Here is a 20,215-nt window from a genome sequence, read left to right as displayed (position 1 = left end):
ATAGAGGAAGTGACATGCTTGACGGGCAGGTTTCGCTAATGATACGCTTGCTGTAACTGTACCACCTCCAATCTAAGCTTGAACATATGCCAAAAAGCGGCTCCCTCTTCAAGGAAGAGAGAACCGCTTCGCTGCAGCTTATACTTTCGTATGATGCTGCAAGGCGCTTAGGTTTATATATGGCAATGGCTTAACGGGATTGACCCGCCAGTTGCTGCTCAGCGATTTGGACAAGCTTTCTGGTGATGTAGCCACCAAGAGAGCCTGCATCACGTGTAGCAATATTACCATAATATCCGTCTGCTGGAATTTGAATGCCCAGCTCTTGAGCCGCCTCAAATTTCATTTGATTCAGTGCTTGCGTTGCTTGAGGTACTACCAAGGTGTTGCTGCTACGGGATTGTCCTGCCATGGTGATATTTCTCCTTTCGTCCTCTGCGAAATAGTGTGATGCAAGCTTGCAAGCTTATTATGGTTCGGACACAAAGAGATTATGCTTGCTTTTAAAAAAACTTTAATATTTTTTTGAGGAGAGATTTCAATATGCCTAAATCACTATCGTTGGCGTTTGCGCTGCTATCCGTCGTATTCATGAGCGCGACTGCGGTATCACTTAGCCATAACGCCTGGCTTGCGCTGCTGTTCTTTGTACTGACCCTCTTCAATATTGTATTGGGCTTCGTCATTAAAGCCAGATTCAAACACAACAAGGAGCCGCAAGCATGATTCCCATGCCCGGCTCCTTGTTGTGTTCACCATCTATTGAGGCAATACAAAGCCCATTCTTTCCTTAACATCCAGCACCGTGCGGTCAGCAACAGCCGCGGCCTTCTCGGCTCCCTCGCGCAGAATGCGGTGCAGCTCGCCAGAGCTGCGAATCTCATGGTATTTCGCCTGCAATGGCTCCAGCACCGATACGACATGCTCAGCCAGCTCCTTCTTGAAGGCGCCATAGCCTTGCCCCTCATATGCGGCCTCTATCTCCTCAATAGACAGACCGGAGCAATGCGAATAGATGCTCATCAGGTTGCTGATCTCCGGCTTCTCAGCCGGATTATACCGCACCTCGCGGCCCGAATCTGTCGTCGCCCTGCTCAGCTTCTTACGAATCGTATCCGGCGGATCAAGCAGCGCAATATAGCTTGCCGGATTCGGATTGCTCTTGCTCATCTTCTTGGAGGCGTCGTCCAGCGACATAATCCGGGCTCCAACCTTGGGCGTATAGGTCTCCGGCATCTTGAAGTAGTCGCCGAAGCGGCTGTTGAAGCGCTGCGCCAGGTCGCGTGTCAGCTCCAGATGCTGCCTCTGATCATCACCGACTGGAACCAGATCGGCATTGTAGATCAATATGTCAGCCGCCATCAATGTTGGATAGACGAACAGCCCTGCGCCCACCGACTCCTTGCCTGCAGATTTATCCTTGAATTGCGTCATTCTCTCCAGCTCTCCCATATAGGACAGCGTCGTGAACAACCAGCCCAGCTCGGCATGCGCCCTGACATGAGATTGCATGAAGACACTCGCCTTGGCCGGATCGATGCCGGCAGCGATGAATAGAGCCGCCACAGCCTCCGATTGCTCACGCAAGGCAGCAGGCTCCTGTGGGACAGTAATGGCGTGCATATCTACGACCATGAAGAAGCATTCATGCGTATCCTGCAGCTTCACAAAATTTTGCATCGCTCCGATATAATTGCCCAATGTCAATTGGCCGCTCGGCTGAATGCCCGATAACACTCTTGGCATAATTCGTATTCCCCCTCATCTCATCCTAAAAATCTCATCCTAGAATAAACGCAAAAAAAGCCTTCGCCGCAAGGGACGAAGACCGTGGTGCCACCCTTATTCGCTTGCAATGCCCCTGGTTCCTTCGGCATAGCAAGCCTTCAGCTTCTTAACGCGAAGCGCACGTGGATCTCTCCCAGCTCCAGGCCCCATTCAGACATAGCGCCATGCACCGACTCGCAGCAACCGCCGGCTCTCTGCATCCATGGACATCTACCCTTACTTCTTCCTGTCATCGCCAATTGATCGATATAAGGCAGATTATATCTTCTTGGACGGTTTTGTCAAGCTTCTATCTGTCGTTGCGTCTGATCGTCACGGGACGAGCGCCGCTATACAGTAGCTTAACCTGTCCTATTTGCCGCTGAACAAGCATAGACTAGTGATACTCCATCCTCAGTCAGCGGCATAGCTGCCGCCTACCCATTCGATCATTTCGCCGTTTCACTTCGTAATCTTTACTAGAAAGAAGGGATCTATGTGACAGCCTATGTGCTTCGCTGGGGGCCGCCATTATGTACACTGGTATGCCTCGGTTTGATGGCGCTCATCGTATTGAATCGGGATCTGAGCTTTATTCAAGCCGACGCTGCCTCACTCCAATCCTTCAAAATGCTGTTCATCAGCCTCCTGCTGGAGGCGCTGCCGTTCATCCTGCTCGGCGTGCTCGTCTCATCGCTGCTGCAGGTATTCGTATCCGATCGAACCATTCAGCGGCTGGCTCCTAAGCATCCGATTGGCGGCGTGCTGTTCGGAAGCCTGCTCGGATTATTGTTTCCACTATGCGAGTGCGGCATGATTCCTGTCGTTCGCCGCTTGATCCGCAAGGGAATGCCGGCCTATATCGGCATCGTCTTCATACTGGCTGGACCGATCCTCAACCCCATCGTCTATGCTTCTACGTATATGGCCTTTCGTTCCCAACCAGAGATGGCCTATGCGCGTATGGGGCTGGCCTTTGTCGTCACCATTACGATCGGCCTGCTGCTATGGCGTTACATGAAGGTTAGCCCGCTCCGACAGGCACAGCCTGCCTTGCATCACGCTCATCCCCATTCCTCACCTGCCCATTCGCATACCCATATGGTGCATCGCAAGGCACAGCGCGGCAAGCTGGCTTCGGCACTTGCGCATACATCCGACGAGTTCTTTGAGATGGGGAAATATTTGCTGTTCGGCGCTCTGCTGACTGCGGCCATTCAGGTGAGCGTAAGCCGTGAGGCGATGCTCGGACTTGGAGAGCAGCCGCTGGTATCCAGCCTATTCATGATGGGCTTCGCATTCCTGCTGTCCCTATGCTCGACCTCGGATGCCTTTGTCGCTTCTTCCTTCTCCGGTTCCTTCCAGCCGGGTGCACTGCTTGCTTTCCTTGTTTTTGGCCCTATGATTGATCTGAAGAACACCCTCATGCTGCTCTCGGTCTTCCGCGTGAAGATTGTGTTATGGCTTATCGCGCTTACCTTCGTGCTGGTGCTCGCCGGCGCCTACGTTGCCAATCGGTTTTATTTTTCTTAGAAAGGGGCTGTTATGCTATGCTCCATCCCATCCTTCGAGCCGCGATATTATCCGGCTTCGCCTTCCTGATCGTCCATCTGGCCAGGACAGACCAGCTTGGACTGTATATTGCGCCGCGCATGGAGCTGTATGTCAAGCTATCGGCACTCGGGCTGTATGCTGCGGCCGTCTATCAGGTTTACGCAGCGCTCCGTGCCCTAGGGGGCAAGGAGGAGCACGCACACGACTGCGGCTGCGAGCATCCGCCTTCTCCCTCACTGCTCAAAAATATCGCGATATACACGTTGTTCATTCTGCCGCTAGCACTTGGCTTCCTGCTGCCTAACACGCCGCTGGAGAGCACGCTTGCTTCCAAGAAAGGGATGAGCCTGAACGCAGCGGCCACTCTATCCTCGCCCGTGGGGACAGATGAAGCTGTCTTATTTCCCCATGACACCTTCACGGAAAGCTATGCCGCATTGGCGAAGGAGCTGCATGCTGTCCATGGAGCCATCGTCATTCCCGAGGCGCAATATATCGAGACACTGACCGCGCTTGATCTGTACCGTGAGCCGTTCCTGGGAAGAGAGGTGCAGATCAGCGGCTTCGTGTACCGCGATGCCTCGATGACCTCCACACAGTTCGCGATTGGGCGATTCGCCATGAACTGCTGCTCTGCGGACGCGCTGCCCTATGGACTGCTGGTAGAAGCAGCAGATGGCGCCAAGTATGCTACCGATACATGGCTGGAGGCGACCGGAGCACTGCAACTGACCGTCTATAACGGCAAGCCTACTCTCCAATTGAGCTCCCCCCGCCTGACACAGATCGAGCGGGGCGATACGCCCTATGTTTATCCCGATTATACGTTCTGATAGGATGCTATTGAAGCCGCAGCAGGCTCAGGAAAACCTGGCATGCTGCGGCTTGAAGACACATTATCCGTTATTGAGGTCGCGCAGCCCCTTGTTCTTCGGCTGATAGCGGAACATCCAATTGGCGGAATTATAATTGGATTCGTATTGAACACTTGCAGACCATGTGCCGCTGTTCGGGCGAACCGAGAAATCATACAGAATCTCTCCATGTGTCCAATTGCGCTTGAGCTTGAGCGCATCTACTGCCATCTGGCGAAATGCCTTGACCTGCATCGCTGACATGCCCGCCTCCTGCTGCTCCGGTACGCCATTGCGATATTCAATCGGATTATGCCTAATACCGAATTTCCCGATCGCGTTGTTTCTGATTTGAATCGTTACCGTGCCTGCAATCGAATGGGTCAGCTCCTCCTCCAGCTCACGAAACACATAATCTACCTGGCGCGCTAGCGGCATTTCCTCCAAACCCATCATCATTCACCTCCAAATCCTTTATTTCACATTGCTTCCATATAGGAAACATGACTCATTATAAAATCAATTATCTGAAATTTCAACTATTTTAGACATTTTTCTCGGAGAAAATCTAGGGCTATGTACCTTTGTTCATCTGGTTTGATTAGAAATATAGACCTATTCCTATACAGGGTGCTATAATATGGATAGTCTAATCAAGGGGGATGCAGCGTATGCAATGGTTAAATTCATTATCCATCCGCAACAAAATTGTCGTCGGCAGCTATGCAATCGGGCTATTGTTTTCCATTGCCATTTTGATTGTTACGGGAATTTATGACGGGTCGTTTCTTGTAAGCCTTCTCATTATTGCGCTTGTTGCTGCTATCACCTACCCTGTCGCCAGCTTTATAGAGAAAACGATTACACATTCGATTAGCGAGCTGACAGATGTAGCCTTCCGTATTGCCAAGGGCGATTTTTCCCAACGAGTCGAGATCAACAGCACAATCGGTGAGCTTGGGCATTCCTTCAACAGCATGATCGACAAGCTGAAGGAAATTCTGAATGAGACCTCGAAAATTTCGCGGATCGTCTCGGATTCAAGCCGCAGCATTCTCGACAAGAACATCAACCTGAAGACAGTCATGGAGCAGGTCGCACACTCCTCCAATGAACTGGCTGTAGGCGCCAATGAAATCTCTGAGGACGTATCTGGCATGAGTGATTCCATCTTGGCGATTGAAGAGAAGATTGCCTCCTACGCGGGAACGACCAGAGAAATTAACCACCAGTCGGAGCTGACGCTGGCACTTGTTGAGAAGGGCCGTCAGTCTGTGGAGAGCCAGAGCATCAGCATGCGTCAGAACGTTGAAGCAACGGCTATTGTTGCTAACACCATCGAGGAGCTGTCGCGCAAGGCTCAAGGCATTACGAAGATTACGAAGACGATCTCCGAGATTGCCGAGCAGACGAATCTGCTGTCGCTGAATGCCTCTATTGAGGCGGCTCGCGCTGGAGAGCATGGCAGAGGATTCGCTGTGGTCGCTCAGGAGGTGCGTAATCTGGCTGAGGAGTCCTCTTCCTCTACGAAGGAGGTATTCGGCCTGGTTCGCGGCATCGAGCAGAGCGTGAAGGATGCCATTGAGAAGATTCAAGCCAATGAACAGATTGTCAGCGAGCAGAACGAGCGCCTGCTGGAGTCGGAGCAGGTCTTTCAGGAGATTGTAAGCAGCGTACAGTTCATTACGGGGCAGATCGCCTCCTTCTCCCAAGAGATGGAGTCCATGCTGGAGAGCGCACAGAGAATTTCCAGCTCCATACAGAATATCTCGGCCATAACGGAGCAGTCGGCAGCCGGAACAGAGGAAGTATCGGCAGCAATGAACGAGCAGATCGGCTCCGTGCAGGAGATGGTTGAGGAGACGGAGACGATGCAGCTCACCGTTACTCGGCTGCAGAAGACCATTCAAGTCTTCAAATTTTAGTTGCCTGAGGGTACATAAATGCACGACGCACTACCGTTTTTTGCTACATTACGACGCATCATCTGCAAAAATACCGTCATTCTCATAACGAAATGTATCTGAAAAATAAGGCGGCACCAGATACTCTGGGCCGCCCTATTCATCTGCCTTACGATTAGGTCGTCCCTAGAGGTTTTTGTTATAATCATAATCAATCGACTGCAAGAAGGCACGTGCCAGCACGGCATGTCCGTTCAATCCCGGATGAACCCGATCCCAGGCAAGCGCAGCCGGATAGATATACTCGGTTACTTTGTTGAATGCCTGTTGGGTGTCCACCAGCGCTGCTCCGTGCTTTTGCGCCAGCTTTTTGACCACTGCGCCGTATTCATCCATCCTGCTGCGCATCCGGTCATCGGCTTGAGGCTCAATATAGAATGGCGTCATCAGGATGAGTCCCTTTAGCTGCGGCTTGGTCTGAACAATTAATTGCTCCAGCTCCGTCTCATACTCCTCTAACCCGATATGCACATCGATTGAATGGGGCTGGTCGAACTGACGCCATACATCGTTGATTCCGATCATGATCGATAGCCAATTCGGCTGCAACGCCAGCACATCCTGCTCCCATCTCGCCTTCAGATCACGCACTGTATCGCCGCTGATGCCCATATTCACTATCTGCAGGTTCAGCTCGGGGTAGGTGGACTGAAGCAAGGCTGCAACTACGCTCACATAGCCGTTGCCCAGTGTCTCGAACCGTCCATCGCCTACAGGCCGCGCACGCCCGCAATCTGTGATGGAATCCCCAATCATAACCAATTTGTCATTGTACCCCAGCTTCATCTTCTTCATCCTTCCCTACTCTAATGAGTCGTTATGGAAAAACTGAATGGCCATATCTCTAAAGCCTGGAAGATCCTCATGCCCGAAATCGGGGTAAATCTCCAGCCGCTTGGGTGCCGTTATCTTGTTGTATATGGCAAATTGTGTGGATGGCGGGCAGATTGTGTCCATCAGCCCTACTGCGAATAACACTTGCCCACGAATACGATGCGCCAGATATTGCAGATCAATATAACCCAGCTTGGTAAATACCTCATCCTCCCGCTTATGCTGCGGATCGAAGCTGCGGAAGTAGCTGCGCAGCTCCTGGTAAGCGTCCTTCGCCAGATCCATCTGCCATACTCGCTTATAATCGGAGAGGAACGGATACACCGGCGCCAGCTTCGCTATGCGAGGCTCCAGCGCAGCGCATGCGATCGTCAATGCTCCGCCCTGTGAGGCGCCCATTGCGTAGACACGCTCCGGGTCCACCTCCGGCAGCTCCAGCGCTATACCTGCAAGCTGCGCGGCATCCAGGAAAATATGGCGGAACAACAACTGATCCGGCTGATCATCCAGCCCGCGGATGATATGTCCGTTCAACGTGTTGCCCTTCACGCCGCCAGTATCCTCCGATCGACCGCCCTGCCCCCTACAATCCATGGCTAGCACAGAGTAGCCCATGAATGCAAGCGACAGCTTGTCGTGCCAATCTCCCGAATGACCGCTGTAGCCGTGGAACTGAATTACTGCGGGATGCTTGCCCGTGACGTGGGTCGGACGAACATACTTGGCATGAATCCGCGCTCCCCGAACGCCTGTAAAATATAGATCATAGCATGTTGCATACGGGACTTGGAACGAGGCGGGCACTAGCTCGACATGAGCTGCAATCGATTTCATTTCTGCCAATGCGCTCTCCCAATACGCATCAAAATCATCGGGTCTTGGATTCGTACCTTCATACTGCAGCAATTGCTCCATCGGCATGTCGATTAATGGCATGGTTGTTACACTCCTTATGTATAAGCTTGATGTGATTGGATGGGGCACCACCGAGGATGCATCGTATTTCTGGGTCGTGTCTGCCGAAAACCCGTTCAAAGTTCTCAGGCACGCCCTAGCTTCCATGTTACTGACAACAAGCACGCTTGTAAAGCAAAAAGGCAGAGGCTTAGCACCTCTGCTTTTTTGCTCTGCTTTTATGTTGCTATTCCTATGAGAAAACTCTCATAAGGCAGTATTAGAAATTATTAATCCGGTGGCGCGTGCTGTTAGCCGATGAACATTTGCACCCAGCGTCCATTGTAGTAGCCTACGCCAATCTTCTTGAAGTTGGCGTTCATAATGTTCTCGCGATGCCCTTGGCTATTCATCCAGTCCTGCATAACCTGGGCAGGCGACTGCTGACCACTGGCGATATTCTCGCCAGCATAGGAATACTTAATGCCGTATTGGCTCATCATATCAAATGGCGAACCATACGTAGGCGAGGTGTGGCTAAAATAGTTGTTGTTCGCCATATCCTTCGCTTTGTCCAATGCTACATTCGCCAGTGCATCGTCGGAGACAAGCGGCTGAAGCCCGGACTTGGCGCGCTCGACATTAACCAGTCTCACAACCTCGGCTGTGAATTGGCTCTGTTGCGTGCTGCCTGTGCCTGTGGATGGCGTAGTCGGCGTGCTGCCTGTACCTGTCGATGGCGTAGTCGGCGTGCTGCCTGTACCTGTCGATGGCGTAGTCGGCGTGCTGCCCGTGCCTGTCGATGGCGTAGTTGGCGTGCTGCCTGTGCCTGGCGTGGCTGGGGTTCCTGCTGAACCGGAGCCATTATGCTGCTGCGAATCCGTCGGCTGTCCTGTTGTGCCAGATGGCTTTCCCTGCGTGTTATTGCCTGCGCCTGGAAGAGTGAAGTCTACCTTCGGAAACGTTACAACATACGACCCGCTGAGCCATTGCCCTTCGGTGCCTGTGAACTGTTCCAGTGATATATGGTACTGGCTGAGCAGCTCAGCCAAATCTTTGCTGTCCACCGTCCATTGTACAGGAACCAGATTCACGCTCGGCGCAGCCGATGCCGTGCCCGCACTTATTCCTCCTGCTGCGATCAAGCCTGCTGCCATTGTCCCCGCAATCGTCCGAAACAAACGCTTATTCATGAAATCATCCTCCTCGTGTTGTTGGGTGTCTTGTTGACGAGTCCCATAGTAACACGATGAATAGGAGATTTCATGCCATAATTATTGGGAGATTAAATATTTCTCACGAAGGAATTCCGCCATGCGCGAATGCTTCCGCATCGATTTCTCATGCACCAGGTTAATCTTGCCATTGTCCAGTCGTCCGAACCGCTCGGCCAGCTCCTCATTATCATGCGACCAATCGATATGATGAAGTGCCGTTAGACAGGTAGTCCAATCCGGGTTGTATTTTCCATCGGCGTACAGAAACTCATGGGCATAGAGGGCGATCGCTTCCTGCACGACACGCGTCGAGCAGACATACTGGGACAAGCCCGGCTGCTCCGGCAAGTGCGGCAATACTCCATTCAAGAATTGATGCAGGATTTCGATATGAGCCGGAATATCCTTGCGAATCTTGCGCGCCATCTCATAGGAGGGCTGCATCTTCCCTGTAAAGAGCAGCGTCGCTGTCGAATACAGCCAACTGAAGCAGGTATAATTTTTATTGAAAGCGGTAAGATTGTTGCGGCGTTCGATGCCCGCTGACTTGAGCAGCTCGTTATAGTCTGCAACTTGCTGCATGACCAGATTGAGCGGGTCTGTCGAGTCGAAGGAATGTCCCAGCTCCTTGCTCACTAGCTGTACCTTGGAGTTAATATCTCCAAACAGTTGTTTCTCCTCCTCCTCATCCAGCCCAATATACAGTTGCACAGACAGCTCGCTCTCCATCAGGTCGAGACGGCGCGCCTCAATCTCTGCCAGCAGACCCTCGGTCTGCTCCAGCTCCTCTACCAGCGATGCTTCCTCTGGTGAACGTCTGTATTTGACCTTCAGCTGCGCGGCCTTGCGTTCAACCTTGCGCACCTCCTTGAGCAGTTGCTCATTCACGTAGCCGAGTGCCTGAATACGATGCTGTCCGTCGAGAATGCTCAGCTTGGAGCCATGACGCAAGATCAGATCAGCACCATCACGTGCCAATTGATTGACCTGCCTAAGCGACAGCGTGACCGGCCCGAAGAATACATGCTCCAGCTCCCTCTCCTGCAAGTAATTCGCAATTTTGCGCCGTTGCATCGGGCTGAGCTTGCGCTGTACCATCGGATCAATTGCCGTATAATTGAGCAGCTCCTGCACACGAAGCGAGACGGTAGCCACGCCGTAGCGCTCGCAGTAGGGGTGTATCGTCATCTGTAATCGTAAGCCGTCCATTATTCCGCTTCCTCCTTGTCCGAGATGAGCAACAATTGATGCTCATTATAGAAATCACGCACGTAATGATATGCCTTCATAATACGGCTGCGGCGCGGCAAACGATCCTTCTCGTCGTTATTGTAGATGCCATCCCAATGAATATGCGGCAGAATCTGCATCGCATGCTCCAGGGCATAGACATTGAACTGCTGTGATTTGAACGCCTCTTCATGGAAGAACAGCGCCAGAGCAATCTGGACGTTCTCCGTCCAGCAGATCTCCTGCTTGCTAGGCGCTGGCAAGAAGCGGAGCATCAGCTTGAAATAATCGGCTGCCTGATCCGTCCCGCGCTTCAGCTCGGTCTCTGTATAATGATAACCGTTGTGACGGGCTGCCGACTTCAGCCTCCCCTCAAATAAGCCGACCATTAATTCAATGAGCAGATGGTAGCTCCACAGATACTCAGGCGCTTTCCCGCGCTCTGAGAACATATCCACAGGTATGCTCTCCATGACCGGATATTCCTGAGCCAGGTTGCTGGCCATGACATGATAGTATCTGCGCTGATCACGCAATACAGCCAGATTGCCCCCAATTTTACGAGGCAGCTTGTTAATATCCGAGAACAACTGTCGCTCCTGCTTCGCATTGATGTCCAGATAGATCATGACCGAAATAGGGAAATCATATAATTTGCGAAGCTTGCTTGTTATTTCCTCCATCCGCTCATATTCCCTGCGGTCTTTGGCACGTGCCATATTGCTCTGAAGCGTTTCCATCAGCCGGCGAAACGCAGCCAGACGGTGCTGTCCATCCACGACATAGCATTTTTCCATCGCTTGCAGATTCATCGTCTGGGTCGCATCGTCGTAATGCCCGGCACCACGCGCCGACAGGATGATCCCCGGAAAGTAAATGCTCTGCCCATGATCCAGATAGAGCAAGATATAATCCATCAGCTTCGATAGATTTTGCGGGATCAACTGGCGCTGCACCTCCAGATCAATCTCATAAATGGAGAACAGCTTACTCATGGGCAATGTCGTGGACAACGTCGTCTGACCGAATGTGCGCGCCAGCTTGCCCGGAATTTCAATGTATGACGGACTCTTGTTCTGTGAAATCAGATCGGATAAAGATTCAATAGTATCCAATGGACAGGTCACTCCTTTGATCAATCATAGTTCTCACGTTGATTACCTAATTAATAAGTATACCAAACCCGCTGACATATTTACATCGGCAATTTTGTTGCTTCATAGCGCATCCTATGGCGATTTATTCCCAAATATGACGCTTATTACGAAATCATGTCTAAACGGAGCAGAATGGCACCTGTGGGGAGAAAAAGACGCAGGCCCCTGCCTTGGCTTATCGCCAAGCAGAGGCCTGCGGAGGAGCAGTGAGCCTTGGGAAGCATGAACTGCTCCCTGAGGGGTTTGACTATACGGCCTATCGGTTCGTCAGCTTCACCCAGAAGCCGCCCTTGAACTGCTTCGGTTCATGTGAGATGACGAAGGCTTTCGGAGCAAGTTGATACAGTGTATTCATCAGTCGGCGCTCATTGCTGCGCTTCACCAGCACCTGCATAACCAGTCGCTTGCCGTCCCGTCCATCCGCCTGCCAGGTCGTCACACCGTACCCATGATCACGAAGACGGTTCGGCAGCTCTATCGAGATCGAGTCAACGATGACCTGAACGACCAGATAACCGAGTGCCAGATATTCCTCGATTCGGCTGCCTACATAGACCCCGATGCCAAAGCCAATGCAGTACGCAATCATATTGATTGGACTGTCCAAATTGTTCAGCACCAGATTCAATCCGATCAGATAGATGAATACCTCCACCATAGACAAGAGCGAGGCGGCTCCGCGCCGCCCCTTGACCACGAGAATCAGACGCAGCGTGAAGCAGGCTACATAGGCAATGTTAATCGTAATAATCGAGCCGACGAGTCCCCAAGAGATCATGTCTCATCCCTTGTGGCAATATATTCAGGACGCGGCTTCTGCCCTGAATAGGGGGTGAGGAGCCGATTATCCACACTGTTGTAGACGATGAATACATTGCTGCGCGGATAAGGCGAGATATTGCTGGCCGAGCCGTGCATCAGGTTGCAGTCGAACAGCAGCACCGATCCCGCCTTGCCTACCGGCATGTCAATGCCATGCTCCTTCGCAAGCGCAGTCAGACTGTCCTGATCAGGCACACCATACTCCTGCCGGCGCAGCGAATCCTTATAGTGATCCTCCGGCGTCTGGCCGACACAGGCGATAAAGTGCTGATGCGAGCCGGGAATAACCATGAGCGCGCCATTAAAGCTATAGTTGTCCTCCAGCGCAATCGAGCAACTGAGCGCCCGCATAGACGGCATCCCGTCCTCGACATGCCAGGTTTCAAAGTCCGAATGCCAATAGAACTCCTTGCCCGTAAAGCCCGGCTTATAATTGATCCGGGACTGGTGCACATAGGTTTGGCTGCCGAGAACGTAGTCCACAATCGCCTTCAGCTTCGGGTGAGAGGCCACCTGTGCAAAGATGTCATTGCTGCGATGCACTGCAAAGATCGAGCGCACCTCGCTGCCACCTGGCTCGCGAATGACCTCATCCGACGGCACATGTTGGTAATGCTCCTGCAGCCGATTCAGCTCCTTGCGCCAGGCTGCAATCTCCTCCTCTCCAAAAAACTGCTCCAAAAACAGATAACCGTTGCGCGCATAGAATTGGGACTGCTCACGCGCAAGCGGGGCGGCACTGCTCCATTGCGAATAGACGACCGGGTCCTTGCGAGGAAGTAGCTGCGGCCTGTCAGCCTGTCGGGACGGATAGTGGTCAATGACTTCCTTTGTGTGAGACGATGTATATGCGGACTGTGGCATCCTTCAATCATCCTCCTTTAATTTACATCATTATGTTTCAATCAAGCGGATAGACACCTTCCTCGTCATGCACCTCGCGCCCTGTCAACGGCGGATTGAACACACAGATCATGCGCATCGTCTGGAAGGCGCGCAGCCAGTGCTTCTCATGACCATTGAGCGCATAGAGCATACCAGGGCGGATCGGGTACGTCTGGCCGCCCTCGATCTCGATCTCGCCTTCCCCTTCTATACAATAGACGGCCTCCAGATGATGTTTGTACCATATCCATGTCTGCGTCCCTGCCTTGATAATCGTATCGTTGAGAGCAAATCCCATGCCGTCCTGCTTGAGCAGCAGCCGCCTTGAATTCCAGGTCGGGGTGTCGACATCATGCTCCGTGTGCAGCACATCCTCCAAATGCTTGACAATCATGCCCTCAGCTCCTTCATCGCTTCTTCCATCACAGTCAGCCCCTGCTCCAGCAGCTCGGTCTCGATCGTAAGCGGCGGCATCAGCTTCGCCACCTCGTCATAGGGTCCCGACGTTTCCATGATGATGCCTCTGGCGAAGGCGGCCTTGCACAGTCGAGCCGCCTGCTCCTTGTCGGCAAAGGCCATGCCTTGAATCATTCCCTTGCCCCGCAGCTCAATCCCGTATTGCGGATGCTCCTCGCGGATCCGCTCCAGCACCATGCGGATCGCCTTCGCCTTCTGCTCCAGCTCGGGCTCAAATCCGCCATCAACCCAGAAGTCCAGCGCTGCGGAGGCTGCGATGAACGCCAGATTATTGCCTCTGAACGTGCCATTATGCTCGCCAGGCCCCCATATATCATGCTCCGGCTTGATCAGCGTCAATGCCATCGGCAGGCCGAAGCCTCCAATGGACTTGGACAGGCAGACGACATCGGGTTCTATACCAGCCTGCTCGAAGCTGAAGAAGGTTCCGGTACGGCCGCAGCCCATCTGCACATCGTCCACAATCAGCAATATGCCGCGTTCCTGGCATATGCGTTCGATCCGGCGCAGCCAGTCAGAGCTGGCCTCATGGAGTCCGCCTTCACCCTGCAATGTCTCCAGCAGCACGGCAGCCGGAAGCTCGACACCACTGCCCGGATCATCCAGCAGCTTCTCCAGATAAGCGGCTGTATCGACGTCCTCGCCGAAATAACCGTCATAAGGCATAAAGGTTGTATGTGTAAGCGGCACACCCGCTCCTTTGCGCTTATAGTGGTTGCCTGTTGCTGCCAGTGAGCCTAGCGACATGCCGTGGAAGGCGTTCGTGAAGCATATAATGGGGATGCGGCCTGTCACCTTGCGGGCAAGCTTCATCGCGCTCTCCACCGAATTCGTACCAGTGGGGCCGGGGAACATGACCTTATAGTTGAGACCGCGAGGGGTGAGGATGAGTTGATTGAAGCGCTGGAGAAAGCCTTCCTTGGCTTCGGTTGCCATATCCAGACTGTGCGTAATGCCGTCCTCCTGCAAATAGTCCATGAGCCGTTGCTTGAGCATCGGGTTGTTATGCCCATAGTTCACAGCGCCCGCACCAGCAAAGAAATCGATATATTCCCTGCCCTCCGTATCCCACAGCTTCGCATTTTTTGCCTTCTTGAACACGGTAGTGAAGCTGCGGCAGTAGCTGCGAACCTCGGACTCCAGCTCATTAAATACCTTCATTGACGGTCGTTTATGCATCAGTTGATTCATCGAATCCCTCCTGAATTGGATTTATCGTATCGGGCCAATCGTCACAAGCGGCTCGGCTTCATGCGGCTGCGAGGGTGGAAACAGCCCTTCCGGGTATCCCCGCTCCCCATCATAGGAGCACACACTCCCATAGCTGCGAGCTACCGCCTCGAACAAGCGGCGTGAGGCCGTATTGGATGGGCTGATGGTAGCCTCTATATAGCGAACCTCCTGTTGCTCGCGCACCTGCTCCAGCAAGCGGGTCACCATCGCCGTTCCGAGCCCCTGACCGCGCCTTGACGGGTCTACCGCAACCTGCCAGATGAACAGATGATGCGTCTTCTGCGGTGGCCGCAGTGCCGAGACGAACCCGAGCAGATGCCCGTCCCGCTCTGCCACGATACAAGTATCGCGATAGAGATCGCACAGCAGCATATAGCAGTAGATGGAGTTCAGATCCAATGTCCCGGCTCTGGCGATCAGCTCCCATACCGCCGCCCCGTCCTGCTTATGCGGCTTCCGCAAAATAAGTTGACTTACTTCGGTGTGCAGCATGTTGGATCGCTCCCCACTCTTCAGATTGATCTTGCAGTTATAATTTCTCAGCGTGATAGCTACCTTCATGAATGCTACCTTCGTTAGGGCGTGTCTGAACCTCTGAACCTCTGAACACTCTGAACGGATCAGATCTGCCCCCTTGAACGGGGGATCAGACACGACTTAATTATAGGTTGAGGAAGGCGCGCAGCCGTTCACTCTGCGGACGCTCGAAGATGTCCTCTGGCTTGCCCTCCTCAACAATGCGTCCGTCTGCCTTGAAGATCACCCGATCCGCGACCTCCCTGGCAAAGTCCATCTCGTGCGTTATTAGCATCATCGCCATCTCGCCCTCCTCCGCGATTTCCCGGATGACCGATAGCACCTCGCCAACCAGCTCGGGATCAAGGGCTGAGGTCACCTCGTCGAATACCATCACCTTCGGACGCATGACGAGAGCTCTGGCGATTGCCACCCGCTGCTTTTGCCCGCCGGACAGCTTGGAGGGGTACACATCCAGCTTATCCTCCAGCCCCACCTTGCACAGCATCTCAACGGCTCGCTCATGGGCCTCCTCCTTATTCAGCCCGAGCACCTTGCGCGGAGCCTCGGTCACATTGCGCAGCACCTTCATATGCGGGAACAGGTTGAAGTGCTGAAAGATCATACCGATGCGGCTGCGCATCCGATGCAGATGCTGCTCATTGGCTCTCACCAGCTTGCCCTTGCGCTCCATATGCCACAGAGGCTCGCCCTCCACCTCGATCATGCCTGAGGTCGGTTCCTCCAGCGTCATCAGCATCCGTCCGATCGTCGTCTTGCCTGACCCGCTCGGTCCGATCAGCGCCACCTTCTCCCCGGCAGCGATGTCCAGATCAATGCCATGCAGCACCTCTAGCTCTCCATATCGCTTCGTCACCTTGCGGTAAGAGACCACCGGCAGAGCAGGAGCTGCATCACGCACAGACGAGTGGCTAGCAGTCGATTCCTGTAGCTGCTCTTCGACAGGCGCTGTCGTCTGAAGGGCTGAACTCGTTGTACCTGCCAGACTCCCTGTATTCTCTATACCTGGTGTACTCGCTGTTCTCGCTGTACTCTCTGTACTCGCTGTACTCATAAGCCTCCTCCTCCTTTCTGCTGGTTATCATAACGTTGGATGTCCAGCAATCTGACGGCTTAGCGGCTGTAACGCCGCTTCATCCGCTGCTCCAGCAGCCCGACCAGCACTGCGACCGCCATACTGATAATCAGGAAGAGTATCCCGACCAAGGTGTACGGCTCGAATGGACGCCAGTCGCGGGCATTGATGTTTTTGGCCGTAGTAAGCAGCTCTACGACAGTAATCGCCGCCAGCAACGGGGTTTCCTTGAACATCACAATCAGATAATTGCCCATAATCGGAATAATCGGCGGCAGCGCCTGCGGCAGAATGACCGATGTCCAGGTGCGTGCCGGCGTGAAATTCAGCGCTCGTGCTGCTTCCCATTGACCAGCATCAATATTATCTATACCGGATCGGTATACTTGGGATAGATAGGTGCTGTAGTGAAGGCCCAGACCGATAATGCCTACCGTTAATGCGGGCAAGGATATGCCGGTGAGCAGCGGTATACTGTAGAACAAGAAGAAAATCTGTACGAGCAGCGGTGTCCGGCGAATGAACTCGGAGATTCCGTTGATGCTCATCCTGATGGCGGCATATCGAGAGCGAGCCAGCATCGCCAGGATTAAGCCAAGCGCGCACGCTACGGCAAAGCTTGCCAGTGTAGCGACAATCGTCACCTGCAAGGCAGATAGCAGCTTGGGCAAAATAGAGAGGGCATAGCTCCAATCCCACATCGATCCATCACATCCTTCCTGCCGCCAGCTTCCGCTCCAGCAGACGAGCGAGCAGCGAGATCAACGATGCCAGGATGAAGTAAAGAACAAGCAGCAAGCCAAAGAGTTGTGCAGTTTGCGGAAGGTACAGGCTGCGCAGGATCATTGCCTGATACGTCAGGTCCGTCAGAGTAATAAAGTAGATTAACGAAGTCGCCTTGAGCAGCTCGATCATCAAATTATTCATGGGCGGGAGCATCCGAATCAGAGCCTGGGGAAATACAACTCTGAGCATCCGCTGCGCAGGTGTAAAATTAAGCGCGGTAGCCGCCTCCCATTGCCCGCGAGGTACAGCCTTAATGGAGCTTCTTACAATCTCTGCGCCGAAGGCGCCATAATTCAAGCCGATCGCCAGCACAGCCGCAGCCAGCTTGGATAGCTCGATGCCGAGGAACGGTAGAACAAAATACATCCAGAACAACAAGACGAGCAGTGATACGCCTCTAAAAAACTGCACATACACATAAGCGAGCCCCTTCACCAGAGCATGCCTCGACATCAGGCATAATCCGGCTGCCAGCGCACAGACCAGGGACACGATGGCGCCAAGCGCGGTCACCTGTATCGTAACCAGCAGCCCCTCCCCCATCAGGGGCAGCCATTCCAGCCACATGGAGGCCATCGCTTAACCACACAGCTCTGCTGCTGTCATCTCACCTGGCAGCTCCGCTTCCGAGAAGCCGAACCGCTCCAGAATCTCCAGCAGCTCCCCGGATTGCTTCAGCTTCGCCAGCTCATCATTGAATGCCTCGACAAATTCGGTATCTGCCTGGCGGAATGCAGAAGCTCCATAGCCACGGACGCTGCTGCCGTCAATAACCGGCTGCTCGAACGCTTCGACCCGCTCCAGCTTATCGTCCTGTGCCGCTTCAAGTCTGGAGCGAAGCGCAGGATCAGTCATCGTGATGACGTCAGCTCTTCCCGCCTGCAGCGCATTCACCGCCGCATCCTGGTCGGGAACGATGACGATCTGACTATCCGCCACACCAGATTTCTCGAGATATTCAATCTCCAATGCTCCAGTCATCACAGCCACCTTGGCGCCACTGCTTGCAATGTCCTCATAGCTGCGAAGCTGAAGCGGATTGCCCTTCTGGACTGCAATCGCTTCACCGATGCTGTATTCCGGGTTAGCAAAGGCCACTTGCATGCACCGATTCTCGTTAATAAACATGCCCGCTGTAATCATATCGAAGCGTCCGGCTTGCAGCCCACCGATCAGTCCACCGAATTCCGTCAGCTCTCCGCGCATCTCCTCGATCCCGAGACGCTGCAGAATGACACGGGCAATCTCCACCGCCTCGCCGGTCAGCGTACCATCCGCCTCCTTGTAGGCGTAAGGGTTCTCATTAGCGAATCCTACCGTTATGTACCCTTGCTCCCTGGCCTTGGCAAGCGTGCTCTGCCCCGCTTCACCACCTGCTCCGGTTCCCTTCGTCCCCATCTCGCCATTTGCTCCACATGCTGTGGTGAACAGCAGCACGGCCGTCAGCATGAGGAGCCATCCCTTCCTCATAATACCGATCACAACCCTTCCCGTTATTCCCCAATGCTCTGAGCCTTGGATGACTTCGAGCTGGATGATAGCTGCGCTCTTTGCTTGAGGTCTATTTAATGCTAACATGAATCCCCCCCAGGGGTCATTTCCACTATGCTTCCATATTCTGTGAATATTTAGGCTCAGTTAGGAAGAGGGGAGATTATCCGGCCGATACGCCTTATTCCTCCCCGATCATCCCGTATATGGACGGATACGCCATTTTCTCTTGTCAGCAAACTGTGTTATAAACAGATGATTTTTATTCAAAACAGATGACACAGCTACAGTATCATAATGACTGGTCAGGATAAAAAAGGAGAGATAACCCGCATAAAATATAGATTCACTGCATATTATCCGTGAAAAATATAAAAATCGGCGATTTTCCGCATAAAATGCATCCATTCGCCGATTTTTCATTGTGGATTATTCGCAATTGCTGCCGAATCCATCCATCTGTTATAGTCGTTTACATCCATGTGCTCACGTATATGCCTGGCATCAGTCCTGCAGATTGAGCCAATTGACCTCGGCCTCCGTCAACGAGACGGCCTCCGCATCACGGCAGGAGTGCAATTCCGCCTCATTGCGCGGCCCGATAATCGCCGCTGTCGGGAAGGACTGGTTCAGGACATATGCCAGTGCAACCTGAATAGTCGTCAGTCCTTTTTGCGCGGCCAGTTGTTCCGCCCGGTCATACCGTTCCCAATTGTCGTCGTTGTAGAAGACCCTTACCAGATCGGCATCCGAGCGGTCGTCGCGTGTGAACCGTCCAGTGAAGAAGCCGCGAGCCTGTGCCGACCAAGAGAGGATCGGCAGCTTGGATTGCTGATGCCACTGCAGCGCTGGCTCGTCCACACTGACACAGTCTGCCCAGTATGGCTCCTGCGCCTTGGCGAGCGCCAGATTCGGGCTGCTGAACGTAAAGCCGCGCAGGCCATGCTCCGCCGCATAGACCTGTGCCTCGTGCAGTCGCTCCCATGTCCAGTTGGAGGCGCCGAATGCCAGCATTTTACCCGCTTCGACCTGTTCATTCAATATTTCCAGTATTTCGCCCACCGGCACTTCCGGGTCGTCCCGATGCAGCGCATACAGATCGACATAATGAGTACGCAGACGCTCCAGACTGATCTTGAGCTCCTCTTCAATCGCCGCGCGGTTTACCCGCTTGCCATCCTTATTCGGATGCGCGCCCTTCGTCCATACATTGATCGCTTGCCGATTGCCCCGCTCCTCCAGCCACATGCCAATCGCCTGCTCGCTCTTGCCACCGCAGTAAATATAAGCGGTATCAATCGTGTTGCCGCCAATGCCCACATAGGCGTCCAGATTAGCGCACACCAGCTCATAGACCTCCGGCGCGAAATAATCGGAGCCCATAATGAGCCTTGACACCCCCTGATTCAATCCTTCAATCTCAATATGCTTCAACCGT

General features: G+C 53.3%; 22 protein-coding genes. 4 read left to right on the top strand and 18 right to left on the bottom strand.

Annotation, left to right across the window (positions count from 1 at the left end):
- Positions 1-190: 190 nt before the first annotated feature.
- Positions 191-412 (bottom strand): alpha/beta-type small acid-soluble spore protein, encoded by a 222-nt coding sequence (locus ACY1JZ_RS09200; RefSeq protein ID WP_270165103.1) that lies wholly within the window; start codon positions 410-412, stop codon positions 191-193.
- A 131-nt stretch (positions 413-543) separates the two neighbouring features.
- Here ACY1JZ_RS09200 and ACY1JZ_RS09195 point away from each other — a divergent pair, with 131 nt between their 5' ends.
- A complete protein-coding gene (locus tag ACY1JZ_RS09195; RefSeq protein WP_462628948.1) occupies positions 544-726 on the top strand; it encodes a hypothetical protein in 183 nt (60 codons plus the stop codon).
- 33 nt (positions 727-759) lie between these two features.
- Here ACY1JZ_RS09195 and trpS read toward each other — a convergent pair whose 3' ends face one another.
- Complete coding sequence (trpS, locus tag ACY1JZ_RS09190; RefSeq protein WP_270165107.1) at positions 760-1,746, bottom strand: tryptophan--tRNA ligase; 987 nt, start codon at positions 1,744-1,746, stop codon at positions 760-762.
- Positions 1,747-2,265: 519 nt separating this feature from the next.
- Here trpS and ACY1JZ_RS09185 point away from each other — a divergent pair.
- The gene (locus tag ACY1JZ_RS09185; protein WP_462628947.1) at positions 2,266-3,300 is read left to right on the top strand and encodes a permease; all 1,035 of its coding nucleotides are present in this window, start codon (positions 2,266-2,268) and stop codon (positions 3,298-3,300) included.
- A gap of 17 nt (positions 3,301-3,317) precedes the next feature.
- Positions 3,318-4,154: a TIGR03943 family putative permease subunit gene (locus tag ACY1JZ_RS09180; RefSeq protein ID WP_462628946.1), complete on the top strand. Its 837-nt coding sequence runs from the start codon at positions 3,318-3,320 to the stop codon at positions 4,152-4,154.
- 63 nt (positions 4,155-4,217) lie between these two features.
- Here the strand turns inward: ACY1JZ_RS09180 and ACY1JZ_RS09175 are convergent, their stop codons facing one another.
- The gene (locus ACY1JZ_RS09175; RefSeq protein WP_270172594.1) at positions 4,218-4,631 is read right to left on the bottom strand and encodes an O-methyltransferase; all 414 of its coding nucleotides are present in this window, start codon (positions 4,629-4,631) and stop codon (positions 4,218-4,220) included.
- A gap of 215 nt (positions 4,632-4,846) precedes the next feature.
- On the opposite strand from ACY1JZ_RS09175, the gene ACY1JZ_RS09170 reads away from it, so the two are divergent.
- Entirely contained in the window at positions 4,847-6,100 is a 1,254-nt protein-coding gene (locus ACY1JZ_RS09170; RefSeq protein WP_270165113.1) for a methyl-accepting chemotaxis protein, read from the top strand.
- A gap of 165 nt (positions 6,101-6,265) precedes the next feature.
- On the opposite strand, the gene ACY1JZ_RS09165 is transcribed toward ACY1JZ_RS09170, so the two are convergent.
- From ACY1JZ_RS09165 to ACY1JZ_RS09095, 15 genes are all read right to left on the bottom strand, one after another.
- Positions 6,266-6,934 (bottom strand): SGNH/GDSL hydrolase family protein, encoded by a 669-nt coding sequence (locus ACY1JZ_RS09165; RefSeq protein WP_462628945.1) that lies wholly within the window; start codon positions 6,932-6,934, stop codon positions 6,266-6,268.
- Positions 6,935-6,940: 6 nt separating this feature from the next.
- Positions 6,941-7,909, bottom strand: a complete 969-nt coding sequence (locus tag ACY1JZ_RS09160) for an alpha/beta fold hydrolase (RefSeq protein ID WP_462628944.1) — start codon at positions 7,907-7,909, stop codon at positions 6,941-6,943.
- Between the two features lie 269 nt (positions 7,910-8,178).
- The gene (locus ACY1JZ_RS09155) at positions 8,179-9,060 is read right to left on the bottom strand and encodes a CAP domain-containing protein (protein WP_462628943.1); all 882 of its coding nucleotides are present in this window, start codon (positions 9,058-9,060) and stop codon (positions 8,179-8,181) included.
- An 81-nt stretch (positions 9,061-9,141) separates the two neighbouring features.
- On the bottom strand, positions 9,142-10,293 hold the full coding sequence (locus ACY1JZ_RS09150; protein ID WP_270165119.1) for a DNA sulfur modification protein DndB: 1,152 nt from the start codon (positions 10,291-10,293) through the stop codon (positions 9,142-9,144).
- Positions 10,293-11,429, bottom strand: a complete 1,137-nt coding sequence (locus ACY1JZ_RS09145; protein WP_462628942.1) for a DGQHR domain-containing protein — start codon at positions 11,427-11,429, stop codon at positions 10,293-10,295. Before ACY1JZ_RS09145 ends, ACY1JZ_RS09150 begins: the two co-directional genes overlap by 1 nt.
- A 298-nt stretch (positions 11,430-11,727) precedes the next feature.
- A complete protein-coding gene (locus tag ACY1JZ_RS09140) occupies positions 11,728-12,249 on the bottom strand; it encodes a DUF2179 domain-containing protein (protein WP_270165124.1) in 522 nt (173 codons plus the stop codon).
- Positions 12,246-13,157, bottom strand: a complete 912-nt coding sequence (gene thpD, locus ACY1JZ_RS09135; RefSeq protein ID WP_462628941.1) for an ectoine hydroxylase — start codon at positions 13,155-13,157, stop codon at positions 12,246-12,248. Before thpD ends, ACY1JZ_RS09140 begins: the two co-directional genes overlap by 4 nt.
- A gap of 37 nt (positions 13,158-13,194) precedes the next feature.
- Positions 13,195-13,572 (bottom strand): ectoine synthase, encoded by a 378-nt coding sequence (locus tag ACY1JZ_RS09130; RefSeq protein WP_270165128.1) that lies wholly within the window; start codon positions 13,570-13,572, stop codon positions 13,195-13,197.
- Positions 13,569-14,846 (bottom strand): diaminobutyrate--2-oxoglutarate transaminase, encoded by a 1,278-nt coding sequence (gene ectB / locus ACY1JZ_RS09125; RefSeq protein ID WP_462628940.1) that lies wholly within the window; start codon positions 14,844-14,846, stop codon positions 13,569-13,571. Before ectB ends, ACY1JZ_RS09130 begins: the two co-directional genes overlap by 4 nt.
- Before the next feature lie 21 nt (positions 14,847-14,867).
- On the bottom strand, positions 14,868-15,449 hold the full coding sequence (gene ectA, locus ACY1JZ_RS09120; protein WP_462628939.1) for a diaminobutyrate acetyltransferase: 582 nt from the start codon (positions 15,447-15,449) through the stop codon (positions 14,868-14,870).
- 100 nt (positions 15,450-15,549) lie between these two features.
- Positions 15,550-16,479: an ectoine/hydroxyectoine ABC transporter ATP-binding protein EhuA gene (ehuA, locus tag ACY1JZ_RS09115; RefSeq protein ID WP_462628938.1), complete on the bottom strand. Its 930-nt coding sequence runs from the start codon at positions 16,477-16,479 to the stop codon at positions 15,550-15,552.
- A gap of 59 nt (positions 16,480-16,538) precedes the next feature.
- Positions 16,539-17,201: an ectoine/hydroxyectoine ABC transporter permease subunit EhuD gene (gene ehuD / locus ACY1JZ_RS09110; RefSeq protein WP_462628937.1), complete on the bottom strand. Its 663-nt coding sequence runs from the start codon at positions 17,199-17,201 to the stop codon at positions 16,539-16,541.
- Between the two features lie 7 nt (positions 17,202-17,208).
- The gene (ehuC, locus tag ACY1JZ_RS09105; protein WP_462628936.1) at positions 17,209-17,853 is read right to left on the bottom strand and encodes an ectoine/hydroxyectoine ABC transporter permease subunit EhuC; all 645 of its coding nucleotides are present in this window, start codon (positions 17,851-17,853) and stop codon (positions 17,209-17,211) included.
- 12 nt (positions 17,854-17,865) lie between these two features.
- Positions 17,866-18,684 carry an ectoine/hydroxyectoine ABC transporter substrate-binding protein EhuB gene (gene ehuB / locus ACY1JZ_RS09100; protein ID WP_462629065.1) on the bottom strand — a complete coding sequence of 273 codons (819 nt, stop codon included), beginning with the start codon at positions 18,682-18,684 and terminating at the stop codon, positions 17,866-17,868.
- Positions 18,685-19,281: 597 nt separating this feature from the next.
- Positions 19,282-20,211, bottom strand: a complete 930-nt coding sequence (locus ACY1JZ_RS09095) for an aldo/keto reductase (RefSeq protein ID WP_462628935.1) — start codon at positions 20,209-20,211, stop codon at positions 19,282-19,284.
- Positions 20,212-20,215: the final 4 nt, after the last annotated feature.

This window comes from Paenibacillus sp. J5 (assembly GCF_054955055.1).
Note: the sequence above shows the minus strand (reverse complement) of the source record. Positions and strands in the feature narration are given on the sequence as shown.

Excerpts from the sequence above, each read along its gene's own strand:
- ehuC (WP_462628936.1), bottom strand. The coding sequence starts at position 17,853 with ATGTGGCTGGAATGGCTGCCCCTGATGGGGGAGGGGCTGCTGGTTACG.
- ACY1JZ_RS09150 (WP_270165119.1), bottom strand. The coding sequence starts at position 10,293 with ATGGACGGCTTACGATTACAGATGACGATACACCCCTACTGCGAGCGC.
- ACY1JZ_RS09155 (WP_462628943.1), bottom strand. The coding sequence starts at position 9,060 with ATGAATAAGCGTTTGTTTCGGACGATTGCGGGGACAATGGCAGCAGGC.
- ectB (WP_462628940.1), bottom strand. The coding sequence starts at position 14,846 with ATGAATCAACTGATGCATAAACGACCGTCAATGAAGGTATTTAATGAG.
- ehuA (WP_462628938.1), bottom strand. The coding sequence starts at position 16,479 with ATGAGTACAGCGAGTACAGAGAGTACAGCGAGAACAGCGAGTACACCA.
- trpS (WP_270165107.1), bottom strand. The coding sequence starts at position 1,746 with ATGCCAAGAGTGTTATCGGGCATTCAGCCGAGCGGCCAATTGACATTG.
- ACY1JZ_RS09170 (WP_270165113.1), top strand. The coding sequence starts at position 4,847 with ATGCAATGGTTAAATTCATTATCCATCCGCAACAAAATTGTCGTCGGC.
- ACY1JZ_RS09180 (WP_462628946.1), top strand. The coding sequence starts at position 3,318 with ATGCTCCATCCCATCCTTCGAGCCGCGATATTATCCGGCTTCGCCTTC.
- ACY1JZ_RS09130 (WP_270165128.1), bottom strand. The coding sequence starts at position 13,572 with ATGATTGTCAAGCATTTGGAGGATGTGCTGCACACGGAGCATGATGTC.
- ACY1JZ_RS09200 (WP_270165103.1), bottom strand. The coding sequence starts at position 412 with ATGGCAGGACAATCCCGTAGCAGCAACACCTTGGTAGTACCTCAAGCA.
- ACY1JZ_RS09140 (WP_270165124.1), bottom strand. The coding sequence starts at position 12,249 with ATGATCTCTTGGGGACTCGTCGGCTCGATTATTACGATTAACATTGCC.
- ACY1JZ_RS09195 (WP_462628948.1), top strand. The coding sequence starts at position 544 with ATGCCTAAATCACTATCGTTGGCGTTTGCGCTGCTATCCGTCGTATTC.
- ehuB (WP_462629065.1), bottom strand. The coding sequence starts at position 18,684 with ATGGGGACGAAGGGAACCGGAGCAGGTGGTGAAGCGGGGCAGAGCACG.
- ACY1JZ_RS09160 (WP_462628944.1), bottom strand. The coding sequence starts at position 7,909 with ATGCCATTAATCGACATGCCGATGGAGCAATTGCTGCAGTATGAAGGT.
- ehuD (WP_462628937.1), bottom strand. The coding sequence starts at position 17,201 with ATGTGGGATTGGAGCTATGCCCTCTCTATTTTGCCCAAGCTGCTATCT.
- ACY1JZ_RS09175 (WP_270172594.1), bottom strand. The coding sequence starts at position 4,631 with ATGATGGGTTTGGAGGAAATGCCGCTAGCGCGCCAGGTAGATTATGTG.
- thpD (WP_462628941.1), bottom strand. The coding sequence starts at position 13,157 with ATGCCACAGTCCGCATATACATCGTCTCACACAAAGGAAGTCATTGAC.
- ACY1JZ_RS09165 (WP_462628945.1), bottom strand. The coding sequence starts at position 6,934 with ATGAAGAAGATGAAGCTGGGGTACAATGACAAATTGGTTATGATTGGG.
- ectA (WP_462628939.1), bottom strand. The coding sequence starts at position 15,449 with ATGAAGGTAGCTATCACGCTGAGAAATTATAACTGCAAGATCAATCTG.